Raw genomic sequence first — 22,339 nt, forward strand, 5'->3', positions numbered from 1 at the left:
CGCGGGAAGTTGGACCGAAGCCACACCCGCCGCGCCATCGCCGCCTTTTCCGCCACAACGCGCCGGGACTGGTCATGGCCCCAGGCACCGCGCCATTTATCATGTCGGGCGACGTTGCCGGCATCCCGCCGGCACGATTCCAGACCGTGGAACAATGAACAGCTACTTGCTCCTGGCCCTCGCCATCGTGGCCGAAGTGATCGCCACCAGCAGCCTGAAGGCCTCGCAGGATTTCACCCGGCTGCTCCCCAGCGTGCTCGTCGTGGCGGGCTACGTATCGGCCTTCTTCCTGCTGATGCAGGTGATGAAGACCATGCCGGTGGGTATCGCCTACGCAATCTGGTGCGGCGCAGGCATCGTCCTGGTCACGTTGATCGCCAGCGTGCTGTACCGCCAGTTGCCGGACCTGGCGGCCTGGCTCGGTATCGGGCTGATCGTCGCCGGCGTCGCGGTGATCCAGCTCTTCTCGAAGATGCAAACGCACTGAGCCAGCCAGTTCCGGTGCATCCCGCCTGGGGCCGGGCGCACGAGAGCATAAAACACCACAGGCTGCAAGCTGGATCATCCCCCGAAAGCTGCGGCTGATCCAGGTGCGGTACGCTGCTCGCCGCGCGAAGATTGCGCCTGGGCCGGTCATCCACGCCCAATTTCCCTTCCACGGCCCCCTCCCGGGGGCCGTCTTTCTCACCGGCGGCATGCCCCACGCCCGTCCCGCACGAACATCCCGGCCAAGACGAGATCATCGGCGGCGGCATTAGCGGCACTTCAGCTATTGGCGTCGATCCAGCGCATTGCCCAGGCGTAGGCCGCGTCCCTCGCCGCCTGCGCGCTCGCATGCTCCCGCCCCACCGAGCGCGCCTCCTGCACGACGGCCGCGTCCTCCCAGATCTCGCAGGAAGCCAGGTAGGAGCCGTCCCGGATCTGGTCGCAGAAGACGTGGACCACATGGCCCTTGTATTCCATCGTGTCGCTTGCCATCTCCATCTCCGCGCCGTGATTCCATCCTAGCACTTCGTCCTCGGACGACTGGATTAAGAACTTTCCGAGAGAATTGCCATCCGAAAGCAGGTTGACAGCAAGCGGCTGGCAAAATGCCGGCCGCCGCCGAGGAAGCGGACCGGCGCCGGCATGCCCTCGCCCTCGCCAGACATAACCCGACAAGCACGCAGAGCCCCCGATGCATCAGGTCCCGCCCCCGCACCAGCGCGCCACACTGCCCGCTGCCCAGGTTTCGCTGCTGTCCGGCTGCGCGCTGCTAGGCGCCTGCGCCGCCCTGCTGCTGGAATGCGGTGTCCCCTGGCGGGACGCCGGCAAGACCGTGCTGATGCTGGCCTTGTCGCTGCTGATGACGCGGCTGCTCCCCGCCAGTGCATGGGCGCGCATGCCGGCCATGGCCTGGTATGGGCTGCTGCTGGCCGACGCCGGCCTGGAAGCCTTCCTGCAAGGCGCCTACGGACTCTCGTCCGACTCCCCCGCCGTGCTGACCGCGCTCGGCAACACCAACCGCGACGAGGCCGGCGAATTCCTGCGCGCCCTGCCGCTGGGATGGACGGGCGGCGTCACCGCCATGCTGCCGCTGCTCTACCTGGCCTGCTGGCGGCTGGGGCGTCCACGCGCGCACGGCTGGCGGCCGGCGGCGTGCGTGCCGCTGGCCCTGTTCGTGGCCGCCCACTTCAATCCGACCGCGAGGGAGAAGAACCCCATCTTCGGCTGGGCCAGGGCGGTGGCAAAATACCGCGCCTGGCAGGCCGAACTGGCCGGCATGCAGGCACGCCAGCACAGCGCAGGGCAGTGGCTCGCAGCACAGCCGTTCCGCTACACAGGCCCGGAACGGCGCACGGTGGTGCTGGTGGTGGGAGAGAGCATCAATCGCGAGAACTGGCAGATCTATGGCTACGACCGCGCCACCTCGCCGCGGCTGGCCGCGCTGCGCGACGAACTGCTGGTGTTCGATGCCGTGACCTCGGGCGCCGGCACCACGGTGCCCGCCATGCGGGCCATGCTCACACTGGGTCCGGACGACAGCCGCGGGCCGGGCGTCACCGCGCTGGCGCGGCTGGCCGGCTACAAGACCTACTGGCTGAGCAACCAGGCCGACAGCTACCTGTGGACGCGCTACGCCGGCGAGGCCGAAGTGCGCCGGCAAGCCAACCGCGACCAGGACGGGCGCGACGCGGAAAGCCTCGACGAGTCCCTGCTGCCCATGCTCGACGCGGCCCTGGCCGATCCCGCCCCGCGCAAGTTCATCGTGATCCATATGCTCGGCGCGCACCCGCACTACGATATGCGCTATCCGGCCGAGTGGGAACCGTTCGCCGCACCCGACGAGATCGACCGCCAGCTTGCCGACCAGGGCCGCTGGCCCTGGATCCGCCTGGCGCGCCGGCACTACGATCGTGCCCTGCACTACCACGACGCGCTGCTCGGCCGCATGCTCGAATCCCTGCGCCGCCAGCCGCGTGGCGAGGCGGCCCTGCTCTATACCTCGGACCATGGCCAGGAGGTCGGTCATTCGCGCAACTTCGCCGGGCACGCGCCCGGGCGTCCGGCCGGGCATGCCGTGCCGCTACTGGTCTGGCCGCGGCACGCCAGCGCCCCGGAACTCCGCCTCGAATCGCGCCCCTTCAATACCGCCCGCCTGGAAGGCACGCTGGTCCCGCTGCTGCGCATCGAGACGCCGCTGGTGCACCCGCGCGACGATCTGCTGAGCGCACAGTTCGTGGCCGAGCCGCGCCATCCGGCACGGCACGCCTACCTCGAATGAAGGCGCGCACGGCCCGGCGACGCAGCCGCGCCTAGTGCGTCTTCACGAACGCCCACAGCAGGTAAGCCAGGGCCGGCAGGGTCAGGCCGGCGGCCAGGGCAAAGTAATAGCGCGCACCATGATGCGGCACATGTGTGTGGGGCGGATGGGAAACAGGCTTCATCTTGTCTTCCTTGGCAGGCTGTCGCACCGGAAGCGGGACATCGGCCCGGCAAAGGCGCCGCTCCCGGCGGGCCTTGTCACCTAAGCAAGACACAGGCCCGGCGCGCCTGCTCATTGAATTGGACCCGGAAGCCGGCGTGCCGTTGCGCGGCGGACACGTCCCGCCGTATACGGCGCGGAAACACACGTGACAAAGTCCCCACCCATGTAAGCAAGTGTATTCGGCGTTGCTTTGCCAAAGCGGCGCAGCGACAGTAAACCCTGTCGCCGGCAGCGAGCGGCCCCGCGCAGCAGCATCCGCCGCCTGGCCTTCCTGCCCGCCAGACCCCCTTCCTGTCTTTTCCGTCTTTTCGGCGCGAGCTCCGGCAGCGCCCCGCCCAGGAGACAGCCATGCTCAGTGCACATGAACTCGCCGCGCTGATGATCGTCGACAGCACGCACGACCATCGGCAGCTCAACCCTGTCGACCTGCAGACGCTGGTCGACCGCAAGCTGGTCAGCCTCGAGCGCGACACCGGCAGCTCGCGCCGCCCACGCCTGACCCACTGCGGCCGCCGCGTGCTCGACGTCGTGGCGCGCGCCGCGTGAGGGCTCCGGACACATCGCCGCGGATACGGCCACGAGGGCCGGACCAGGGAACCCCATGAAACGCAAGACCGCACTCGGCACGCTCGCGCTGCTCGTCACCGCGCTGGCAAGCAGCTACGCCAGCCCCTATTGGACCCTGCGCCAGATGCACGCCGCCATCAAGGCACACGATGCGCAAGCCTTCTCCCGCTACGTCGACTACCCCGCCCTGCGCGAAAGCCTGAAAGCCCAGGCCCTGCTCTCCCTGCAGCAACGCCTGGGCCTGTCCGGGGCCGGCGAGGCTCCGCTGGCAGGCGTGGGCCGCCTGCTTGGCATGGCGATGGTCGGCACGGTGATCGATGCCATGGTTTCGCCCGCCGGCGCGATGGCCCTGATGGCACGGGGCGAAGCCGGAGCGCCGACCGAACCGCCTGCGCAACCCGGCCCCGCCGTCACGCCCGACGACGGCCAGGCCACGCGGCCAGCGCGCGAATCGCTGCGCTACGACGTTTCCTACCGTGCCTGGGACCGTGTCGACGCCTCCGCCACGCGCGCGGATGGCGAGCGCATCGTGGTCGAACTGCGCCGGGATGGCTTGTGGTCGTGGCAATGGTCGGGAGTACGGCTGCCGGGACTGGCGACGCGGCCATGACGGCGCCCGCCTGGCGCCCGCCTTACAAGGCAAGGCGCAAGTCAGAAGTGGAGCGGAACTGTTTGGATGTTGGGAACCACCGCCTGCGATGTGGGGTGGTCCCGCCGACAGGAATCGAACCTGTATCTAGCGCTTAGGAGGCGCTCGTTCTATCCATTGAACTACGGCGAGCGGACAGGAAACAGCTTGCCGGCCGGTGCAGCGCGCTGTGCACCATGGGCCCGCGACCCGGAAGGTACTGTACTATCCCGGGACATGCAAAGCAGCCGGCACGACCGGTGCGGAAGATCCACTCCGGACGGCTTGCCGGCCGTTGGCACATGGCACCGCATGGCACCTGGAGTCCGGTCGGGAAGCAGGCGCGGAGTATAGCAGACTATGCTTGCGCGCCGGCCTGCAAACCCTCTGCTGCGGAGACGGCTGCGGCCGCCCGCAGGGGCCGCGACTGATCAGCAGGACAACAAGAAAAACATCATGTTCCACAGGGTAAGAACGCAGGCAAGATGCGCGGCGGTCGCCGTGCTCGCGCTCGTCGCGGCCGTACTGGTGTCGGCCTGCGCCACGCGCTGGCAGGACAAGCTCAAGATCGAGGCGGGGCAGCACCTGCAGCAGGGCGAGTTTTTCGCCGCGGCGCGCAATGTGGCGGCAATCGACGAACGGTTTCCGGATGATGCCGCGCCGCTCTGGCCAATGCTGACGGCAGAACCGGCCCGTTCACGCCTGGCCGTCACGGCGCCCGCCGAACTGGCCACGCCGGCCTGGCAGACCGAATCCGGCCTGCGCGACGAGGCATCGCGCGGCCCATCGACGGACTCAGGGCGGACCTGGTCAACGCAATCGCGACTCAGGATACTGGCGTTCCACCAATGAAAAGCCCGCCAATATCCTGGCGGGCTGGACGTGGACGGGACCGGACCTCCTGGGTCAATACCGGCAGCATTCCGGTTCGCGCTTCACGCCAGCAGGCTACCCATGATTCCGCCCATCACGCGGACGCCCATCCGGACCACCCGGACAGTCGCGGGAAACCTGGCAGTGGCGATACGAATCGTCATGCCGACGGCAAGCAGCAGGCAGATGCTGGAGAAGGTCGTCAGACTTCTCTATGTCCACCTCCGAGCCAGCCCCGATGGGGCCGGGCAAACCCAGTATAGGTCTGCCGCTGCAGGATGCCAACGCCGCCCGGACGGGAGGGGGCAGGCTGCCGTCACCAATTGTCACTTTTTCGCAGCGCAGCATTCTCCAGGATTTCTGCTATAATCCGCGCCGTGAGTTCGCACTGTGAGCTTTCCAGCGCTCCCCGATCCCGCATCGGAACCGCCTCCCGGCTCTCCAGCTCTGCCTCCCGCCTAACCGCCTCCACGGCGAAGACTGCCGGACAGAACGCTTTTCTCACCCGACGTCGCCTCGTCTCCGATCCTGTTGAGCAGCCCTCCGGGCCGCTTGCCTGCCAGGGACCCGCCAGCCAGTTGGTCTGCCGCCCCTGCCTGCCGCCGTACCGTCAGCTGCGTCTGTCGTAACGGCCTCACCGATTGGCGCCGAAGCCTTTTTAAGACTTTGCACTGCGCCCGCCCCGGAACCTTCCATTCACCGGGGTGCCTTGCACTTTGATGATTACGACATGACCCAGCACGATACCCGTGCGGAGCAAGCTATTGCCCCCGCCGCCGACGCCATTGCCACGTCCAGCCCGCTCGACAAGCTCGACGCGATGCTGAACGGCGAGCACGACGGCGCCGCCGCGGCCACCGAAACCGAACTGAGCGGCTTTGCCTCGCTCGGCCTCGATGCCGCCATCCTGCGCGCCCTGGCCGACCAGAACTACACCTCGCCCACGCCGGTGCAGGCGCAGGCCATCCCCGCCTTCCTCGCCGGCCGTGACCTGCTGGTCTCCAGCCAGACCGGCTCCGGCAAGACGGCGGCCTTCATGCTGCCCGCCATCCAGCGCATCAGCGAGAAGCCCGCGCCGAACCGTCCGCGTGCCGAGGAGCCGGTCAAGCGCATCAAGGGTCGCCGCCCCCGTCCGTCGCCGGCCCAGCCCGCGCTGCTGGTGCTGACGCCCACGCGCGAACTGGCGCTGCAGGTGACCGAGGCCGCCGCCAAGTACGGCCGCCACCTGCGCCGCATCGTCTGCGCCAGCATCCTGGGCGGCATGCCCTACCCCAAGCAACTGGCCATGCTGGCCAAGATGCCTGACATCCTGGTGGCCACGCCGGGCCGCCTGCTCGACCACATCGACGCCGGCCGCATCGACCTGTCCGCGCTCGACATGCTGGTCTTCGACGAAGCCGACCGCATGCTCGACATGGGTTTCGCCGATGACATCGACGCCATCGTCGCCGCGACCCCGGCCAGCCGCCAGACGCTGATGTTCTCGGCCACGCTGGATGCCCGCATCGCGCAGCTCGCCTCGCGCCAGCTGCGTGACCCGCAGCGCATCGAGATCGCCGCGGCACGCATGGACCAGAGCCATATCGAGCAGCGCCTGCACTTCACCGACGACATGTCGCACAAGGAACGCCTGCTCGATCACCTGCTGCGCGCCGCGGACCTGAAGCAAGCCATTGTCTTCACCGCCACCAAGCGCGATGCCGACTCGCTGGCCGAGCGCCTGTCCGACACCGGCTTCGCCGCCGGCGCCCTGCACGGCGACATGACCCAGGGCGCGCGCAACCGCACGCTGACGGCACTGCGCCGCGGCAACCTGCGCGTGCTGGTAGCCACCGACGTGGCCGCGCGCGGTATCGACGTGCCCGACATCACCCACGTGGTCAACTTCGACCTGCCCAAGCAGGCCGAGGACTACGTGCACCGCATCGGCCGCACCGGCCGTGCCGGCCGCTCGGGTATCGCCATCAACCTGGTCAACCATGGCGATATGTTCCAGTGGCGCCGCATCGAGCGCTTCACCAACCAGCGCATCGACGCCTCCGTGATCGAAGGCCTGGAACCGCGCCGCACGCCGAAGCCGCGCAGCGGCTTCGGCGGCAAGCCAGGCGGCGGCCGCGGTGACTTCCGCGGCAAGCCCGGCTACCGTGGCGGCCAGGGTGGCCAGGGCAGCGGCCGCGGTTTCGGCGACCGCAACTTTGGCGACCGCAGCTTCGGTGACCGCAATACCGGCGAGCGCAACACCGGTGAGCGCAACTTCGGCGACGGCGACAACCGTGGCTTCGGCAATCGTGGCGGCTTCGGCGGTGGCGAGGGTCGCGGCTTCGGTCCGCGTGAGGGCGGCGAAGGCGGCTACCGCGGCCAGGGCCAGGCACGCGGCGAAGGCGGCTACCGCGGCGGCAATCGCGACGGCAACCGCAGCTTCGGCGACCGTAGCTTCGGCGACCGTAATGGTGGCGAACGCAGCTTCGGCGGCGAGAGCCGTGGCTTCGGCAACCGTGACTTCGGCGACAACAAGCGCGGCGGCTTCGGCGGCCAGCGTCCGGCCGGCCGCAACCGCTACGAGCGCTGAGCGGCGCCCAGCCTGAAGCGGCAATGAAAAAGCACCCCTCGGGGTGCTTTTTTCATGCCTCTGGCCCGCCCTGAATAAGGTTGACACGTTTCCCGCAGTGACGAGGAGCGCGCCTTCGAGACGGAGCGCAGGCGTACTGTGCCCCCCCCCCCCCCGCGCCCGCCGGCGACGCATTCAGAGCGCGCAGCTGCGGAAGCCGACGAAGGCCAGGTCCGTCTGCGGCAGCAGGGCCGTTCGTGCACGCGGATGACGCTGGCGCCCCGGGCTGGCGAAGGAACAGCCGCGCACCGCCTGGCAGATGCCGAACAAGCTGGTCATCCCCGCGTCGGCGGGCTGGGCGACGAAGCCGGCGTAGGGCTCGTAGGGGGTGGCGGTCCATTCCCGCACCATGCCCCAGGCCATGCCGCGGCTCTGCGCGGCAGCCCGCTCCCACTCCGCCTCGGCGGGCAGCCGGCGCCCCGCCCAGGCGCACCAGGCCTGCGCCTCGAACAGGCTGACGTGGCGCACCGGCTCATCCGGATTGAGCGTGCGCAGGGTACCGAAACGCTCGACCATCCAGGCCCGCGACTGCGGGTGGCGAGACCAGTAGCGCGGCGCCGAACGCTCCTGCGACATCAGCCACTGGCAGCCCGAGGCCGACCACCAGGCCGGATGGTCATAGCCGCCATCCTCGACGAATTCAAGATACTGGGCATTGCTGACGGGCACCGCATCCATCTCGAAGGCCGGCACATAGGTCGGCTGGGGCGGCAACTCGTCGGGCAAGGCGAAGCCGTCGGCCTCGCTCCAGCCTTGGGTGAATCGCCCGCCGGGGAACTGCAGCGTGCCCGCCCGCAGCGCCGGCACCGTGGCGGCCGGCGTACCGCCCGCCGCACCGGCCGGCGCCACGCCCAGTGCCTGCAGCAGCGCCGCAATGCCTTCGCCCTGCGCGTCTTCGTGAAACAGGGCACGCCGCATGGGATAGAGCGTGGCGTCGCCGTCATCGGGCAAGAGCGCCAGCCGGCTCAGCACCCCGTCGAGCACATCCGCGGCGTAGCGCTTGACCACCGAGACATCCGGCAGCGTGACTTCCCAGCGCTCGTCCGGGCCGATGCGTTCCGGGTCGAACCACTCGTCGGCGCCATCCAGCAGCGAGGCGCGGCCGGCCACCAGCAGGCGCGCCTCTCCGCGTTCGATCGTGCGCGCCTCGCGCAGGCACCACCACTCTGCATGCCAGGCGATATGCCCCAGCGTCCACAGCGGCGGATCGGCATCGTACTGGCGCGGCACATCCCAGCCGCGCCGCGTCTGGCCGAAGGTGGCCAGCCACGCCAGGGTGCGGTTGCGCGTCTCGACGAGCGCCTGCGCGAGCGCCTCGCGCGGCAGCCGCCGCGCGTCGGCCCAGGCAGACTTGCCGCCGGTGAAATGCAGATCGGGAAGCATCGAGAAGCCGCTCATCCTCTTGCCCTGCCACAGAAGTTGGAATCGGCCCGGCGCGGCTGGCGCGTGGCCGGGTGCCGCGCATTATGACACCGCTGCCGCCGGCGCGCGGTTCAGGCCCGCGCGTGGAAGACCGCGAACCAGCCGCGCGCATCGGTCCAGCAGACCGGATCCTGGAAGCCGGCGGATTCCAGCATGCGGGCGAAGGCTTCCGGCTGGAACTTGTACGAGTCTTCGGTGTGGATGCGCTCTCCGGCGGCAAAGGAGCGCGCGCCGCCCGCCCAGCGCACGGTGAGATCGCGCACGGCCTCGAGATGCATCTGGATGCGCGAGCCGCCGCGCTCGAAGCCAGCCACGTGGCGCCAATCGGGCAGCGCAAAGTCGCTGCCCAGGATGCCGTTCACGTGGCGCAGCACGTTGCGGTTGAAGGCAGCGGTCACGCCCAGCGCGTCGTCATAGGCAGCACACAGCACCTCCTCGTCCTTGACCAGATCGACGCCGATCAGCAGGCCGTCGCCGGCACGTGCCTGGGCACGCAGCCGCCGCAGCAAGGCCACCGCGGCTTCCGGGGCGAAATTGCCGATGCTCGACCCCGGATAGAAGAACAGCCGGCGGCCCCGCGCCACTTCCTCGGGCAGCACCAGTTCCCCGCACAGGTCGGCGCCGAGGCCGAGCATCGGAATCTGCGGATACTGCTGCTGCAGGCAATCCAGCGTGTCCCGCAGGAATTCGACGGAGATATCCAGCGCCACGTATTGCGCCGGCCGCAGGCTGGCGAACAGGCCCGCGGCTTTCTGGCAGTTGCCCGCGCCGAGGTCGACCAGCACGCAGCCGCTGCCGGCGCGCGCCGCGATCGGCACGGCACAGGTTCGGAAGATCGATGCCTCGGTGCGCGTCGGGTAATACTCGTCGAGCGCGGTGATCGCCTCGAACAGGCGCGAGCCGAGCACGTCGTAGAACAACTTGGGACTGAGACTGGCCTGCCTGCGGCCGAGGCCGGCAATGACTTCCTCGCGCAGGGCGCCGTCGTCCTCGCGGTACTGCTGCACGAAGACGGGGCCATCCCGCCGTAGCGGCTCCTGATAGCCGTCGCGGCCATTGGCCAGCGCCAGCAGGCGCCCGCGCGCGGCCTCCGGCACGGTGGCGGCATCGTCCAGCTGCCTGCCATCGCGTTCGGCGCGCTCGTCGGGTTGGGCACCGCGGGGAGAGCGGCGCGAAAGGTGGAGCGGTGTGGGTGCAGCCGGCATGTCATCGTTCCTTATTGTGGGATACGGCACGTGCGAACCCGTCGGCCCCCGGGGCGGGCTCGGGGCCGCCCGGCCGCGGCCCGACCCAACAAGCATAGGTGCCAGGCGGCGGCTGCGCACCCCGGAGGCAGCGCAAGAGGCGGCCAGGCCTGCACTGCCCGCCATGCGGAACCCGTCACGAATCGGACGCCAACTTGCCGCCATGTGCTGGCATCTGGCCAAAAACCTAGGTAAAACCCTCATTCCTGCGCCGCCACAAGCCAGGACGTTCGTTTATAATGCTGCCCAGCGTAGCCGCCACGACATGGCGGCCACGTCCCTTCAAAGGGGAGTAGCTCCGGGGCCATGCCCTTAGCACAATCGTCATTCCGGGACAGTGTCCCCGGTTGTGCTGACGCCTTCACGGTTCGCCCACCGAACCGGCCGGCGTCGAGCAAGACCTTTGCAACCTGGCTTCATGGTTCGCAAAGGCGGTCATTCCTCCCCAGCTTCATGACTCCAGGCGTATCCAACGCAGCTATTCGTACTTGAGGAGTCGAAAATGGAGTGGTTTACCGACCTGTTCACCATGCAGTTCCTGACGGCGCTCGCGTCCATCGTCGTCATCGACCTGGTACTCGCGGGCGATAACGCGATCGTCATCGCGCTGGCCGCGCGCAACCTGCCCCCGCACCTGCAGAAGAAAGCCATCGTATGGGGCACGGTCGGCGCCGTGGTGGTGCGCTCGGCCATGACCATCGGCGTGGTCTGGCTGCTGAAGATCCCGGGCCTGATGCTGGTCGGCGGCCTGGCGCTGGTGTGGATCGCCTACAAGCTGCTGGCCGAGGACGGTGACGGCGACGAACACGGCGCCGGCGCCACCACCCTGTTCGGCGCGATGAAGACCATCATCATCGCCGACGCGGTGATGGGCGTGGACAACGTGCTGGCCGTGGCTGGCGCCGCACACGGCAGCTTCCTGCTGGTGGTGCTGGGCCTGCTGATCAGCATCCCCATCGTGGTCTGGGGCTCGGGCCTGGTGCTCAAGCTGATGGCGCGCTTCCCGGCCGTCATCTATGCCGGCGCCGGCGTGCTGGCCTTCACCGCGGCCAAGATGGTCTCGGGCGAGCCGCTGGCCAAGGCCTTCTTCGAGGCCAACCCGGTGGCGCTGTGGGGCCTGTATGCGCTGATCATCGGCGGCGTGCTGGGCGGCGGCTACCTGGCCAAGAAACGCCAGGCGCAGGCCCCCGAACCCGCCGGCAACTGAGGCGGCACCGGCGGCCGCGCGCGCCGGCCGCCGGCCATGTCGAGCAGCCGCTTGGGATAAAATGCGGGGCTTGCGTGGACACCCTGTCCGCCCCCCCCCCAAATCCGCAACCCCAGCGCCCGCGCCGATGAAACAGTATCTCGACTTCATGCGCCATGTGTACGAGCATGGCACCGACAAGGCCGATCGCACCGGCACCGGCACGCGCTCGGTCTTTGGCTACCAGATGCGCTTCGACCTGCGCGAAGGCTTCCCGGTGGTGACCACCAAGAAGCTGCACCTGAAGTCCATCATCCATGAACTGCTGTGGTTCCTGCAGGGGTCGACCAATGTGCGCTACCTGCAGGAGAACGGCGTCACCATCTGGGACGAATGGGCCGACGAAAACGGCGAGCTCGGCCCGGTCTACGGTTCTCAATGGCGCTCGTGGCCGGCCCCGGACGGCCGTCACATCGACCAGATCACCGAGCTGGTGGCGCAGATCCGCGCCAATCCCGATTCGCGCCGGCTGATCGTCTCCGCCTGGAACGTGGCGGACATCCCGCGCATGAAACTGCCGCCCTGCCACGCCTTCTTCCAGTTCTACGTGGCAGACGGCCGGCTGTCCTGCCAGCTCTACCAGCGCAGCGCGGACATCTTCCTCGGCGTGCCCTTCAATATCGCCAGCTACGCGCTGCTGACCCACATGATGGCGCAGCAGACCGGTCTCGAGGTGGGCGACTTTATCTGGACCGGCGGCGACTGCCACCTCTACAGCAACCACATGGAACAGGTGCGCACCCAGCTGGCGCGCGCGCCGCTGCCGCTGCCGCGCCTGCAGATCGCGCGCAAGCCGGACAGCATCTTCGACTACCGCTACGAGGACTTCTCGCTGGAAGGCTATCAGTCGCACGCAGCGATCAAGGCACCGGTGGCCGTATGACACTGCTGACCCTGATCGTGGCCAAGGCCCGCAACGGCGTGATCGGCCGCGACAATGCCCTGCCCTGGCGCCTGCCGGAGGACCTGGCCCACTTCAAGCGCACCACCATGGGCGCACCGGTGGTCATGGGCCGCAAGACCTGGGATTCGATCGGGCGCCCGCTGCCGGGCCGCCGCAACATCGTCGTCAGCCGCAACCCGGCGCTGCAGCTGGCCGGTGCCGAGGTAGCAACCTCGCTGGAAGAGGCGCAGCGGCTGTGCGTGGGCGCCGAACAGATATTCCTGATCGGCGGCGCCCAGCTCTATGCGGAGGCGCTGCCCAGCGCCGACCGGCTGGTGGTCACCGAGATCGACGCCGACGTGGAAGGCGACGCGCATTTCCCGGCGATCGACCGTTCGCGCTGGCTGGAGGTCTCGCGCGAAACGCACCGCAGCGAAGCCAACGGCTTCGATTACGCCTTCGTCGTCTATGAGCGCCCGCCGTCGGGCGAGGCATAGCCGGGGGAAGCATGGCCAGGCCGGCGCGCAAAGCGCGCCGGCATCAAGCAGAACGGGCGCCAAGGCGCCCGTTCTGCTTGATGCCCGGTGGCAAGCCGGCTTGGGCCGGCCGCCGCTTCAGTTACCGGCGATCGTCATCTGCTCGATCAGGATGGAGCCGGTCTCCTTGGTGCCGCGCACCAGGACGTCGGCGCCCACCGCGGCGATCTGGCGGAACATATCGTTCAGGCTGCCGGCGATCGTGATCTCTTCCACCGGATACTGGATCACGCCGTTCTCGACCCAATAGCCGGAGGCGCCGCGGGAGTAGTCGCCGGTCACGTAGTTGACGCCCTGCCCCATCAGTTCGGTCACCAGCAGGCCGGTACCCATCTTGGCCAGCATCGCGGCGAAGTCGTCGCCGGGCGCCGTCAGCGAGCTGCTGAGCGTCAGGTTGTGCGAGCCGCCCGCGTTGCCGGTGGTCTGCATGCCGAGCTTGCGCGCCGAGTAGGTGGAGAGGAAGTAGCCCTCCACCACGCCGTCGCGCACCACGTCGCGGGCACGCGTGCGCACGCCTTCCTCGTCGAAGGGGGCGCTGCCCATCGCACCCGGCACATGGGGCCGTTCATGGATCTGCACGTGCGGCGCGAATACCGCCTTGCCCAGCGAGTCGTACAGGAAGGTCGACTTGCGGTACAGCGCGCCGCCCGAGACCGCCTGCACGAAAGCGCCCAGCAGCCCCGCCGCCAGCGGTGCCTCGAACAGCACCGGACAGCGGCGCGTGCTCAGCTTGCGCGCATGCAGGCGCGCCAGGGCACGCTCGGCGGCGTAGCGGCCGATCTCCTCGGGCACCGCCAGGGCCTGCGGCGAGCGCTTGGAGGAATACCAGTCGTCGCGCTGCATGGCGCCGCCGCTGCCGGCGATCGGTGCGCAGGAAATGAAATGGCGCGAATACGGATAGCCGCCCATGAAGCCGCGCGAGGTGGCCAGCATGAACTGCGAGTGCTGGGCCGAGACGCTTGCGCCGTCGCTGTTGCGGATGCGTGGCGACACGGCAAAGGCAGCCGCCTCGGCGCGGCGCGCGATCTCGATCGCTTCCTCGGCATCCAGGGCCCAGGGATGGAACAGCTCCAGGTCTCGTGGCGCGTGCTCCAGCAGTTCTTCCTCGGCCAGCCCGGCGCAATCGTCCTCGGCGGTGAAGCGGGCGATGTTGTAGGCCGCCTCCACGGTTGCGCGCAGCGCCGACGGGGAGAAATCGGAAGTGCTGGCATTGCCGCGCCGCTTGCCGATCATTACGGTGACACCGACCACCTTGTCGCGGTTCTGCTCGATGGTCTCGACCTTGCCCTTGCGCACGGTGACCGACAACCCGCCGCCCTCGGAAATCTCGGTAGCGGCATCGGTGGCACCGAGCTCGCGTGCCACACGCAGCACATCGCTGGCCATCTCGCTCAGCTGGGCCGGGGTATAGGTGAAATGGGCGGTGAGATCGGCGGTCTGGTCCACGGTATGGTCCATGCAGTGGGGGCTTATCAAAAGTCCAAACGGCAATCATAGCAAGATAAAATGCGCACCATGACGCGAAACACCCAACACTCCCGCTTCCCCGGCGCCTTCGCGCCCGAACCGGAAGCCGACGACGAACCGAAGAGCAAGTCGCAGAAGAAGCGCGAGATGACCGCGCTGCAGGACCTCGGCGCCGAGCTCGAGGCCCTGCCCAAGGATCGCCTGGCCCGGGTGCCGATGCCCGACACGCTCTCCAGTGCGATCTATGAGGCACGCCGGACCACCAGCCACGAAGGCAAGCGCCGCCAGCTCCAGTATGTCGGCAAGGTGATGCGCACACTGGATGACGATGAGATCGAGGCGATCCGCCAAGCGCTGGAAGGCTTCAAGGGCACCAGCAAGGCGGAGACGGCAAGGCTGCACCTGATCGAACGCTGGCGCACGCTGCTGCTGGCCGACGACGAGGCGCTGACGCGCTTCCTGGCCGAGCACGCGGTCGAGGACGTGCAGGCGCTGCGCAACATCATCCGCAACGCGCGCAAGGAGCAGCAGCAGAACAAGCCGCCGCGCTACTTCCGCGAACTGTTCCAGGCCATCAAGACTGCGCTGGGCGGCGAGAGTCCCGACGCCGGCGCCGAGGAGCCCCAGGCATGACGAATCCGGCCACCCGGGCGGGCACGCAGCCCATCGCCCGCAACCACCCCGACGAACTGGTCGTGGGCCTGGTCTCGATCTCCGACCGTGCGTCGGCCGGCACCTACCAGGACGAGGGCATCCCGGCCCTGCGCGACTGGCTCGGCCACGCCCTCGCCTCGCCCTGGCAGGCCACCGAGCGGCTGATCCCGGATGAGCGGGCGCTGATCTCGCAGACCCTGATCGAACTGGTGGACGTGGCCGGCTGCGACCTGGTGCTGACCACCGGTGGCACCGGGCCGTCGCGGCGCGATGTGACGCCGGAAGCCACGCTGGCGGTCGGCACCAAGGAAATGCCTGGTTTCGGCGAGCAGATGCGGCAGATCAGCCTGCACTTCGTGCCGACGGCCATCCTGTCGAGGCAGGTCGCGGTGATTCGCGAGACACCCGGCCACGCGGCGCTGATCGTCAACCTGCCTGGCCAGCCGCGCGCCATCCGCGAGACGCTGGAGGGCCTGCGCGGCGATGACGGCAAGCCGCTGGTGCCGGGCATCTTCGCCGCCGTGCCCTATTGCATCGACCTGATCGGCGGTCCCTACATCGAGACCGACGAGACCGTGGTCAAGGCGTTCCGCCCGAAGAGCGCGATCCGCACCCAAAGCGCCGGCTGAGCGCCGGCGAGGCCTCAGCGCAGGCCGAGGTAGAGCCCCACCGGCACGAATAGCACGGCGCCGATATTGCCCAGCAGCACGATCGACGCGACCTGGTCCGGCTCCTGCCGGAAATGGTCCGCCACCAGGAAATTCAGCACCGCGGGCGGCAGCGCGGCAAAGACAAACAGCAGGCCGCGCTGCAACTCGGTCAGCGGCACCAGGCGCGCCAGCACGAGCGCGCAGGCCAGGCCGGTCAGCGGGCACAGCACCGCGCCGACCGCGCCCATGCCCCAGTTACGCAGATTGACGTCCTTCATGCGCACCCCGAGCGCGAACAGCATCAGCGGCACGGTGGAATCGCCCAGCAGCTTGATCGACTGGTAGACCGGCCCGGGCAGCGCGAACCACGGCCGCGCCAGCGACAGCCCCACGCCGGCCACCGTGGCCAGCACCATCGGATTGCGCGCGATCTGCGCGAGCGAGGCATGGCGGTTGACGATCTTCATGCCGAGCGTGAAGTGCATCAGGTTCGACGCCGCGAACAGCGCCACCGCCGGCGCCAGCCCGGCCTCGCCAAAGGCGAACACCGACAGCGGCAGCCCCATGTTGCCGCTGTTGTTGAACATCATCGGCGGCACGAAAGTGCGCGCATCGACCCCCATCACGCGGGCCGCCCCCCACGCCAGCAGCCCCGAACCCAGCACCACCGCCACCGCACAGGCCAGCAGCGCGTACTGGTCGGCCAGCACGAAGTCCTTGCTGACGAAGGCGGATACCACCAGCAGCGGCGCGATCACATCGAGCATGGCGCGGTTGATGCCGGTCATGTCGGGCCGCACGCGGCGCCCGTACAGCCAGCCGATCAGGATGATCAGGATGACCGGCGTGATGATGGAAACGATGCGGGCGAACATGGCGCGGGGCGAGGAGGCATGACGCGGTAGGGACCGCGCGCGCTGGCGCGGTGGACAGGTGCCGCCAGCACCGCAGGGCGGCGGCGCGGCGGCGGCGCGGCGGCAGGGCGGCCCGAAGGCCGCCCGGTTCACTCCCGGGCCGGCGCGGCGCCGGCCGCGGGCGCGGCGGCGGAGGCGTCGGGCGCGACAGGGGCGGCGCTGGACTGGCGGATGAAGTGGGTACGGTAGTAGCGCAGTTCCTCCACCGACTCGAGGATGTCGGCCAGCGCGGTGTGCAGCTGGCGCTTGACGAAGCCCTTGTGCACGGCCGGTTCCCAGCGTTTGCACAGTTCCTTCAAGGTCGACACGTCGAGGTTGCGGTAGTGGAAAAAGGACTCCAGCTTGGGCATGTAGCGCGCCATGAAGCGGCGGTCCTGGCAGATGGAGTTGCCGCACATCGGCGACTTGCCGGCCGGAACCCAGCGCTTGAGGAAGGCCAGCAGCTCCGCCTCGGCCTGCTCCTCGGTCAGGGTGGAGGCCTTGACCTTGTCGATCAGGCCGGAGCGGCCGTGCGTGCCCTTGTTCCAGTTGTCCATGCCGTCGAGCACGGCGTTGTCCTGGTGGATCACCAGGACCGGGCCCTCGGCCAGGATATTGAGCTCGGAATCGGTCACCACCACGGCCACCTCGATGATGCGGTCGTGGTCGGGCGCCAGCCCGGTCATCTCCATGTCCAGCCAGATCAGGTTGTTCTCGCTCTTGACGGATTTGGTGGCGGCGCCGACGTGGGTATTGCTTGTCATCTGGACGATCGGGGAGGGAATCAGGGAAGTGGACGGAAACACCCGGAGCGGGCGGCGCCTCCACGCGGCGCGCGGGCGGCGCCAGGGACGCCGGGCGCGAACAATTTATAATTCTCGCATAAGCGCCCGCACCGGGCGTCCGCGCCGCTTCCGCGCGGAGCCGGCGCCGCGGGCACTCCGACCCCAGCGACCCAAGGCCGCCCGATGTTCACCCTACTCTTTCTCGCCGCTCTGACGGTCATGGTGCTGACCAAGCTCTGGCTGGCCGCACGGCAGGTCGCCCATGTCGGCCGCCACCGCGGCACCGTGCCGGCCCGCTTCGCCGACACCATCGCACTGTCGGCACACCAGAAGGCCGCCGACTACACCATCGCGCGCACGCGGCTGTCGATGCTGGAGGTACTGGCCGGCGCGGCCGTGCTGGTCGGCTTCACCATGCTCGGCGGGCTGCAAGCGCTCAACCAGTTCTGGCTGGCCACCTTCGGCCCCGGCTACGCCTATGGCGTGGCGCTGGTCGCCAGCGTGGCGCTGATCGGCGGCCTGGCCGAACTACCGTTCTCGCTGTACGGGCAGTTCGGCATCGAACAGCGCTTCGGCTTCAACAAGATGACCTGGGGCCTGTGGCTGGTCGACATGGTCAAGATGATGGCGGTCGCCTGCGTGCTGGGGCTGCCGCTGCTGCTGGCCGTGCTGTGGCTGATGGATCGGGCGGGCCAGTACTGGTGGCTCTGGACCTGGCTGGTCTGGATGGGTTTCAACCTGCTGCTGCTGGTGGTCTTCCCCACCTTCATCGCGCCGCTCTTCAACAAGTTCGAGCCGCTCTCGGACGATGCCCTCAAGACGCGCATCGAAGTGCTGCTGCGCAAGTGCGGCTTCGCCAGCAAGGGCCTGTTCGTCATGGACGGCAGCCGCCGCAGCGCGCACGGCAATGCCTACTTCACCGGCTTCGGCGCCGCCAAGCGCATCGTCTTCTTCGATACGCTGCTGGCCCGCCTGTCCGGCGACGAGATCGAAGCCGTGCTGGCGCACGAACTGGGCCATTTCAAGCGCCACCACGTCGCCAAGCGCATCATCGTCACCTTCGCCCTCAGCCTGGTCTTCCTGGCCTTGCTGGGCTGGCTGTCGACGCGCACGTGGTTCTATACCGGACTGGGCGTGCTGCCCAACCTGGGCGCCTCCAACCATGCACTGGCACTGGTGCTGTTCTTCCTGACGCTGCCGGTGTTCACCTTCCTGCTGGGACCGCTGTCGAGCATCAGCTCGCGCCGCCACGAATTCGAGGCGGACGCCTTCGCCGCCGGCCAGACCGACGCCGGCCACCTGGTCTCGGCCCTGGTCAAGCTGTACAAGGACAATGCCTCGACGCTGACACCCGACCCGCTCTACAGCGCCTTCTACTATTCGCACCCACCGGCAGCGCAGCGCATCGACCGCCTGCTGGCACACGCATGAGCCGCGGCGCACGGCAGCCGCGCGCGGCGCGGGAAACGGCACAGGCCGGCCAGCAGGCCCTGGTGGTGGCGGCGCACGGCCGCCACTACGTGGTCGAGATGGAAGACGGCAGCCTGCTGCACGCCTTCCCGCGCGGCAAGCGCAGCGACTGCGCGGTCGGTGACCGCGTGCGGGTGGAGAGCGCGGCGGCCGACCAGGTCGTGATCGCGGGTACGCAGCCGCGCAAGAACCTGCTGCACCGCTCCGACCAGTTCAAGTCCAAGCTGCTGGCCGCCAACATCGACCAGGTAGTGATCGTGCTGGCGACCGAGCCGAGCTTCTCCGAGGATCTGCTCGGGCGGGCGCTGGTATCGGCCGAGGCGCTGGAGATCCGCCCCCTGATCGTACTCAACAAGGTGGACCTGACCGACCGGCTCGAAGCCGCGCGCGCGCGGCTGGCCCCTTACCGCGAGCTGGGCTACACCGTGCTGGAGCTATCGGTGCACGGCGACCCGGACGGTACGCAGGCGCTGCTGCGCCCGCGCCTGGCGGGGCTGTCCACCATCCTGATCGGGCAGTCCGGCATGGGCAAGTCGTCCCTGCTCAACCTGCTGATCCCCGGCGTCGAGGCGCAGACGCGCGAGATCTCGGCCAAGCTCGATTCCGGCAAGCACACCACCACCTTCACCCGCCTCTATCCGCTGCCGGCGGACTGGGGCACAACCGAGGACCGGCGCGGCTGCCTGATCGATTCGCCGGGCTTCCAGGAGTTCGGGCTCTACCACCTCAGCGAGGGCATGCTCGAGCGCGCCTTCCCGGAATTCCGCCCGCGCCTGACGGGCTGCCGCTTCTACAACTGCCACCACATCAACGAGCCGGGCTGCGGCGTGCTGGAGGCGGTCCAGTCCGGCGACATCTCGCCGCGTCGCCATCAGCTGTACGCCCAGTTGCTGCACGAGTCCAGCCAGCAGAAGCCGTGGTAAGGTAGTCGCGTGGCGGCGTTGCGCCGCCGAGGGTGGCCACGATGAAACTGCTGCTGTCGACCGCTTCCCTGATCCATGCGGCGCACTGCCGCAACCTGCTGGATGCCGCCGGCATCCGTGCGGAACTGCGCAATGTCTGGCTGGCCGGCGCAACCGGCGACATTCCCTTCCAGGAAAGCGCCCCCCAGGTCTGGCTGCTCGATGCGGACCGCGAGGCCGAGGCCCTGGCCGTGCTGGAAGCCGCGGCCCGGCCGGTACCCGGCCCGCCCTGGCGCTGCGGCCGCTGCGGCGAATGGCACGAGGCCCAGTTCGGCGCCTGCTGGCATTGCGGCGCCAGCCGAGAGCCCGCCGGCACCACCGGCGCCGGCTGACGGCACCTCCGCCCGCGCGCAAACAGAAGGGCCGGCGCAAAGGCCGGCCCCATGCCATCGCGAGCGGCGCAGCGGCGTGCTCAGCCGACCCACAGCGCCAGCGACAGCATCGCCAGCAGCAGCATCCACAGCACCACCGCGCGCCACACCAGGCCCACCGCCGACTGCAGCGTACGTACCACGGGCTCGGTACCGAATTCCGGCGGGGCCGGCTCGGGGCCGCCGTCGTCGTCCGGCTCAGGCGCATAGTCCAGCGCCGGCCCTGCCGGGATGGCGCGCAGTACCACGGCGGAATCGTCCTCGGCCAGCGGCGTGCCCAGGCGCACACCGAGCGCGCCGCCGCCGCTGGCGAGCAGGATGCCGTTCACGCTGTCGTTGAACTTGCGCGCATGATTGCGCCAGGCGTAGACCGCGTCCTCGAAATTGCCGACGATGGCAAACCCGATCGAGGTCAGGCGCGAGGGCAGCCAGTCCAGCACATAGAAGGCTCGCGCGGCGAAGCGGCCCAACGCCGGGCTGCGCTCGGTCGACGGCTCGTTCCAGTGGCGGCCCAGGTACTCGGCGGTGCGGTAGAGCACCACGCCGCCCGGGCCGATCGGCACCAGGAACCAGAAGAAGACACCGAAGACATGGCGGTGGGCGGCGACGATGGCCGCCTCCAGCGTGTGGCGCACGATCTCGGTGACCGGCATCTCCATCGTGTCGAGCCCCGTCCACTCATGCAGCAGCGCGCGGGCTGCCGGCAGGTCGTCACGGTTGAGCGCCTCGTGGATATCGGTGAAATAGTGGCTGAACTGGCGGAAGCCCAGTGTCAGGTACAGCAGCAGCACGTTCCAGGCGAGCGTCAGCGCCACGCTGATCGAGGCCAGCAGGTAGTGCACCACCATCACCGCCAGCGTGAGCGGCACCACCACGGTGAGCCACGCCAGCCGCGCATCCCTGGTCCGTCCGGTGTCGAAGGCATGCTCGGCACGCCCGGACAGGACGCGCACGATGTCATAGATCGGATTGTTGCGGCCCAGGGCACGGAACTGCTCGGCGATCAGCGCGAGAAGGACGGAAACGAAGGTCATTGCAGGTCAGGATGGCGACGGCAGCCTGGCGGCGCCGGCAAGTGCCGGCATGGCCGCATGCCGTTAGCGAGAAGATAGCACATGCCCCCCGCCCCCGAACGGGCAAAACGCGCGCGGAATGCCGGAGGAACGCGACCGAGCATGGCATCGGCAGGCGCCGACCGGCCGCCGCGGGCAAAAAACAAGCCCGCCGGCACGACCGGCGGGCTGTTTCGCGACGTCTCCACGGCGCGCGCGGCCGCACATGCTGCATGCGCCGCGCGCCGCCTGGCCTCGCTCAGGGCAGGTCGAAGACCAGCACCTCGGCGCCGCTGCCCTGCGACAGTTCCACCAGCGCCTCGCCCTCGAGGCGGGCCGCGTCGCCGGCCTCGAGCGCACGTCCATTGACGCTCACCCGCCCGCGCGCGACGTGTACGTAGGCGCGGCGTCCAGGCGCGATGTCCAGGCTGGCGCGCTCTTCGCCATCGAACAAGCCGGCGTAGAGCCGCATGTCCTGGTGGACCAGGACCGAACCGTCGGCGCCGTCCGGGCTGGCCACCAGGCGCAGGCGACCCTGCTTGTCGGCAGCCTCGAAGTGCTGCTCCTGGTAGCTCGGCTCGATGCCCGTCCGATCCGGCAGGATCCAGATCTGCAGGAAATGCGTGACCTGCTGCGTGGCATGGTTGTACTCCGAATGGCGCACGCCGGTGCCCGCGCTCATGCGCTGCACGTCGCCCGGGCGGATCACGCTGCCGTTGCCCATGCTGTCGCGATGCGCAAGTTCGCCTTCGAGCACGTAGCTGATGATCTCCATGTCGCGGTGGCCGTGCGTGCCGAAACCCTTGCCCGGCGCGACCCGGTCTTCATTGATGACCCGCAGCGGCCCGAACTGCATGTGCTGCGGATCGTAGTAGTCGGCGAAGGAGAAGGTGTGATACGACTTGAGCCAGCCGTGGTCGGCATAACCGCGTTCGCCCGACTTTCTGATTTCAATCATTTTGACGACTCCGTTCGTAGGTTTCTTGCAGGGCCGCCGGGGTTCCCGGCGCCACAGCAAGCGAGATCTGCTGTTGACGCTAGGCAGTTTAGGGCAGCTGGA

The 22,339-nt window shown here is 68.8% G+C and carries 23 protein-coding genes and 1 tRNA gene; 14 read left to right on the top strand and 10 right to left on the bottom strand.

What is annotated here, in order from left to right; genetic code table 11:
* Positions 1-154: 154 nt before the first annotated feature.
* A complete protein-coding gene (locus BKK81_RS15145) occupies positions 155-487 on the top strand; it encodes a DMT family transporter (RefSeq protein ID WP_071014496.1) in 333 nt (110 codons plus the stop codon).
* A 278-nt stretch (positions 488-765) separates the two neighbouring features.
* On the opposite strand, the gene BKK81_RS15150 is transcribed toward BKK81_RS15145, so the two are convergent.
* On the bottom strand, positions 766-978 hold the full coding sequence (locus BKK81_RS15150) for a hypothetical protein (protein WP_071016516.1): 213 nt from the start codon (positions 976-978) through the stop codon (positions 766-768).
* A gap of 199 nt (positions 979-1,177) precedes the next feature.
* Here BKK81_RS15150 and BKK81_RS15155 point away from each other — a divergent pair, with 199 nt between their 5' ends.
* Positions 1,178-2,764 carry a phosphoethanolamine transferase gene (locus BKK81_RS15155; RefSeq protein WP_071014499.1) on the top strand — a complete coding sequence of 529 codons (1,587 nt, stop codon included), beginning with the start codon at positions 1,178-1,180 and terminating at the stop codon, positions 2,762-2,764.
* Between the two features lie 31 nt (positions 2,765-2,795).
* On the opposite strand, the gene BKK81_RS36770 is transcribed toward BKK81_RS15155, so the two are convergent.
* Positions 2,796-2,927 (bottom strand): hypothetical protein, encoded by a 132-nt coding sequence (locus tag BKK81_RS36770; protein ID WP_257786732.1) that lies wholly within the window; start codon positions 2,925-2,927, stop codon positions 2,796-2,798.
* A 389-nt stretch (positions 2,928-3,316) separates the two neighbouring features.
* Between BKK81_RS36770 and BKK81_RS15160 the strand changes: the two genes are divergently transcribed.
* The gene (locus tag BKK81_RS15160) at positions 3,317-3,514 is read left to right on the top strand and encodes a hypothetical protein (protein WP_071014500.1); all 198 of its coding nucleotides are present in this window, start codon (positions 3,317-3,319) and stop codon (positions 3,512-3,514) included.
* Positions 3,515-3,569: 55 nt separating this feature from the next.
* Complete coding sequence (locus BKK81_RS15165; RefSeq protein ID WP_071014503.1) at positions 3,570-4,145, top strand: DUF2939 domain-containing protein; 576 nt, start codon at positions 3,570-3,572, stop codon at positions 4,143-4,145.
* A 96-nt stretch (positions 4,146-4,241) separates the two neighbouring features.
* Here BKK81_RS15165 and BKK81_RS15170 read toward each other — a convergent pair.
* A tRNA-Arg gene (locus tag BKK81_RS15170) sits at positions 4,242-4,316 on the bottom strand.
* A gap of 303 nt (positions 4,317-4,619) precedes the next feature.
* On the opposite strand from BKK81_RS15170, the gene BKK81_RS15175 reads away from it, so the two are divergent.
* Together BKK81_RS15175 and BKK81_RS15180 are read left to right on the top strand one after the other, a co-directional pair.
* A complete protein-coding gene (locus tag BKK81_RS15175; protein ID WP_156811302.1) occupies positions 4,620-5,015 on the top strand; it encodes a hypothetical protein in 396 nt (131 codons plus the stop codon).
* A 751-nt stretch (positions 5,016-5,766) separates the two neighbouring features.
* Positions 5,767-7,605 carry a DEAD/DEAH box helicase gene (locus BKK81_RS15180; protein ID WP_071014509.1) on the top strand — a complete coding sequence of 613 codons (1,839 nt, stop codon included), beginning with the start codon at positions 5,767-5,769 and terminating at the stop codon, positions 7,603-7,605.
* Positions 7,606-7,779: 174 nt separating this feature from the next.
* Here BKK81_RS15180 and BKK81_RS15185 read toward each other — a convergent pair whose 3' ends face one another.
* On the bottom strand, positions 7,780-9,042 hold the full coding sequence (locus tag BKK81_RS15185) for an SUMF1/EgtB/PvdO family nonheme iron enzyme (RefSeq protein ID WP_071014511.1): 1,263 nt from the start codon (positions 9,040-9,042) through the stop codon (positions 7,780-7,782).
* Between the two features lie 95 nt (positions 9,043-9,137).
* Entirely contained in the window at positions 9,138-10,271 is a 1,134-nt protein-coding gene (gene egtD, locus BKK81_RS15190) for an L-histidine N(alpha)-methyltransferase (protein ID WP_071014514.1), read from the bottom strand.
* A gap of 541 nt (positions 10,272-10,812) precedes the next feature.
* On the opposite strand from egtD, the gene BKK81_RS15195 reads away from it, so the two are divergent.
* The 3 genes from BKK81_RS15195 (at position 10,813) to BKK81_RS15205 (ending at position 12,936) form a co-directional block, all read left to right on the top strand.
* Positions 10,813-11,517 (top strand): TerC family protein, encoded by a 705-nt coding sequence (locus BKK81_RS15195; protein ID WP_071014517.1) that lies wholly within the window; start codon positions 10,813-10,815, stop codon positions 11,515-11,517.
* 127 nt (positions 11,518-11,644) lie between these two features.
* Positions 11,645-12,439, top strand: a complete 795-nt coding sequence (locus BKK81_RS15200; protein ID WP_071014519.1) for a thymidylate synthase — start codon at positions 11,645-11,647, stop codon at positions 12,437-12,439.
* Positions 12,436-12,936, top strand: coding sequence for a dihydrofolate reductase (locus BKK81_RS15205; RefSeq protein ID WP_071014522.1), 501 nt, complete (start codon positions 12,436-12,438; stop codon positions 12,934-12,936). The genes BKK81_RS15200 and BKK81_RS15205 overlap by 4 nt, the downstream gene beginning before the upstream one ends.
* A 117-nt stretch (positions 12,937-13,053) precedes the next feature.
* On the opposite strand, the gene pmbA is transcribed toward BKK81_RS15205, so the two are convergent.
* Complete coding sequence (gene pmbA / locus BKK81_RS15210; RefSeq protein WP_071014525.1) at positions 13,054-14,433, bottom strand: metalloprotease PmbA; 1,380 nt, start codon at positions 14,431-14,433, stop codon at positions 13,054-13,056.
* A gap of 57 nt (positions 14,434-14,490) precedes the next feature.
* Here pmbA and yjgA point away from each other — a divergent pair, with 57 nt between their 5' ends.
* Together yjgA and mog are read left to right on the top strand one after the other, a co-directional pair.
* Positions 14,491-15,075, top strand: coding sequence for a ribosome biogenesis factor YjgA (gene yjgA / locus BKK81_RS15215; protein ID WP_272481992.1), 585 nt, complete (start codon positions 14,491-14,493; stop codon positions 15,073-15,075).
* Entirely contained in the window at positions 15,072-15,725 is a 654-nt protein-coding gene (mog, locus tag BKK81_RS15220; RefSeq protein WP_071014531.1) for a molybdopterin adenylyltransferase, read from the top strand. The genes yjgA and mog overlap by 4 nt, the downstream gene beginning before the upstream one ends.
* Before the next feature lie 14 nt (positions 15,726-15,739).
* Here the strand turns inward: mog and BKK81_RS15225 are convergent, their stop codons facing one another.
* Positions 15,740-16,621: an AEC family transporter gene (locus BKK81_RS15225; RefSeq protein WP_071014533.1), complete on the bottom strand. Its 882-nt coding sequence runs from the start codon at positions 16,619-16,621 to the stop codon at positions 15,740-15,742.
* Positions 16,622-16,749: 128 nt separating this feature from the next.
* Positions 16,750-17,403, bottom strand: a complete 654-nt coding sequence (gene orn, locus BKK81_RS15230; RefSeq protein WP_071014536.1) for an oligoribonuclease — start codon at positions 17,401-17,403, stop codon at positions 16,750-16,752.
* Between the two features lie 204 nt (positions 17,404-17,607).
* Here orn and BKK81_RS15235 point away from each other — a divergent pair, with 204 nt between their 5' ends.
* The 3 genes from BKK81_RS15235 to BKK81_RS15245 are packed head-to-tail and all read left to right on the top strand — an operon-like array spanning position 17,608 to position 20,188.
* The gene (locus BKK81_RS15235; protein WP_071014539.1) at positions 17,608-18,855 is read left to right on the top strand and encodes a M48 family metallopeptidase; all 1,248 of its coding nucleotides are present in this window, start codon (positions 17,608-17,610) and stop codon (positions 18,853-18,855) included.
* The gene (rsgA, locus tag BKK81_RS15240; RefSeq protein ID WP_071014541.1) at positions 18,852-19,817 is read left to right on the top strand and encodes a ribosome small subunit-dependent GTPase A; all 966 of its coding nucleotides are present in this window, start codon (positions 18,852-18,854) and stop codon (positions 19,815-19,817) included. Before BKK81_RS15235 ends, rsgA begins: the two co-directional genes overlap by 4 nt.
* A gap of 41 nt (positions 19,818-19,858) precedes the next feature.
* On the top strand, positions 19,859-20,188 hold the full coding sequence (locus BKK81_RS15245) for a putative signal transducing protein (protein ID WP_071014544.1): 330 nt from the start codon (positions 19,859-19,861) through the stop codon (positions 20,186-20,188).
* Positions 20,189-20,268: 80 nt separating this feature from the next.
* Here BKK81_RS15245 and BKK81_RS15250 read toward each other — a convergent pair whose 3' ends face one another.
* Together BKK81_RS15250 and BKK81_RS15255 are read right to left on the bottom strand one after the other, a co-directional pair.
* Positions 20,269-21,261: a CobD/CbiB family protein gene (locus BKK81_RS15250; RefSeq protein ID WP_071014547.1), complete on the bottom strand. Its 993-nt coding sequence runs from the start codon at positions 21,259-21,261 to the stop codon at positions 20,269-20,271.
* A gap of 277 nt (positions 21,262-21,538) precedes the next feature.
* Positions 21,539-22,237 (bottom strand): pirin family protein, encoded by a 699-nt coding sequence (locus BKK81_RS15255; protein WP_071014550.1) that lies wholly within the window; start codon positions 22,235-22,237, stop codon positions 21,539-21,541.
* Between the last annotated feature and the right edge of the window lie 102 nt (positions 22,238-22,339).

Source organism: Cupriavidus sp. USMAHM13, assembly GCF_001854285.1.
GTDB lineage: Bacteria > Pseudomonadota > Gammaproteobacteria > Burkholderiales > Burkholderiaceae > Cupriavidus > Cupriavidus malaysiensis.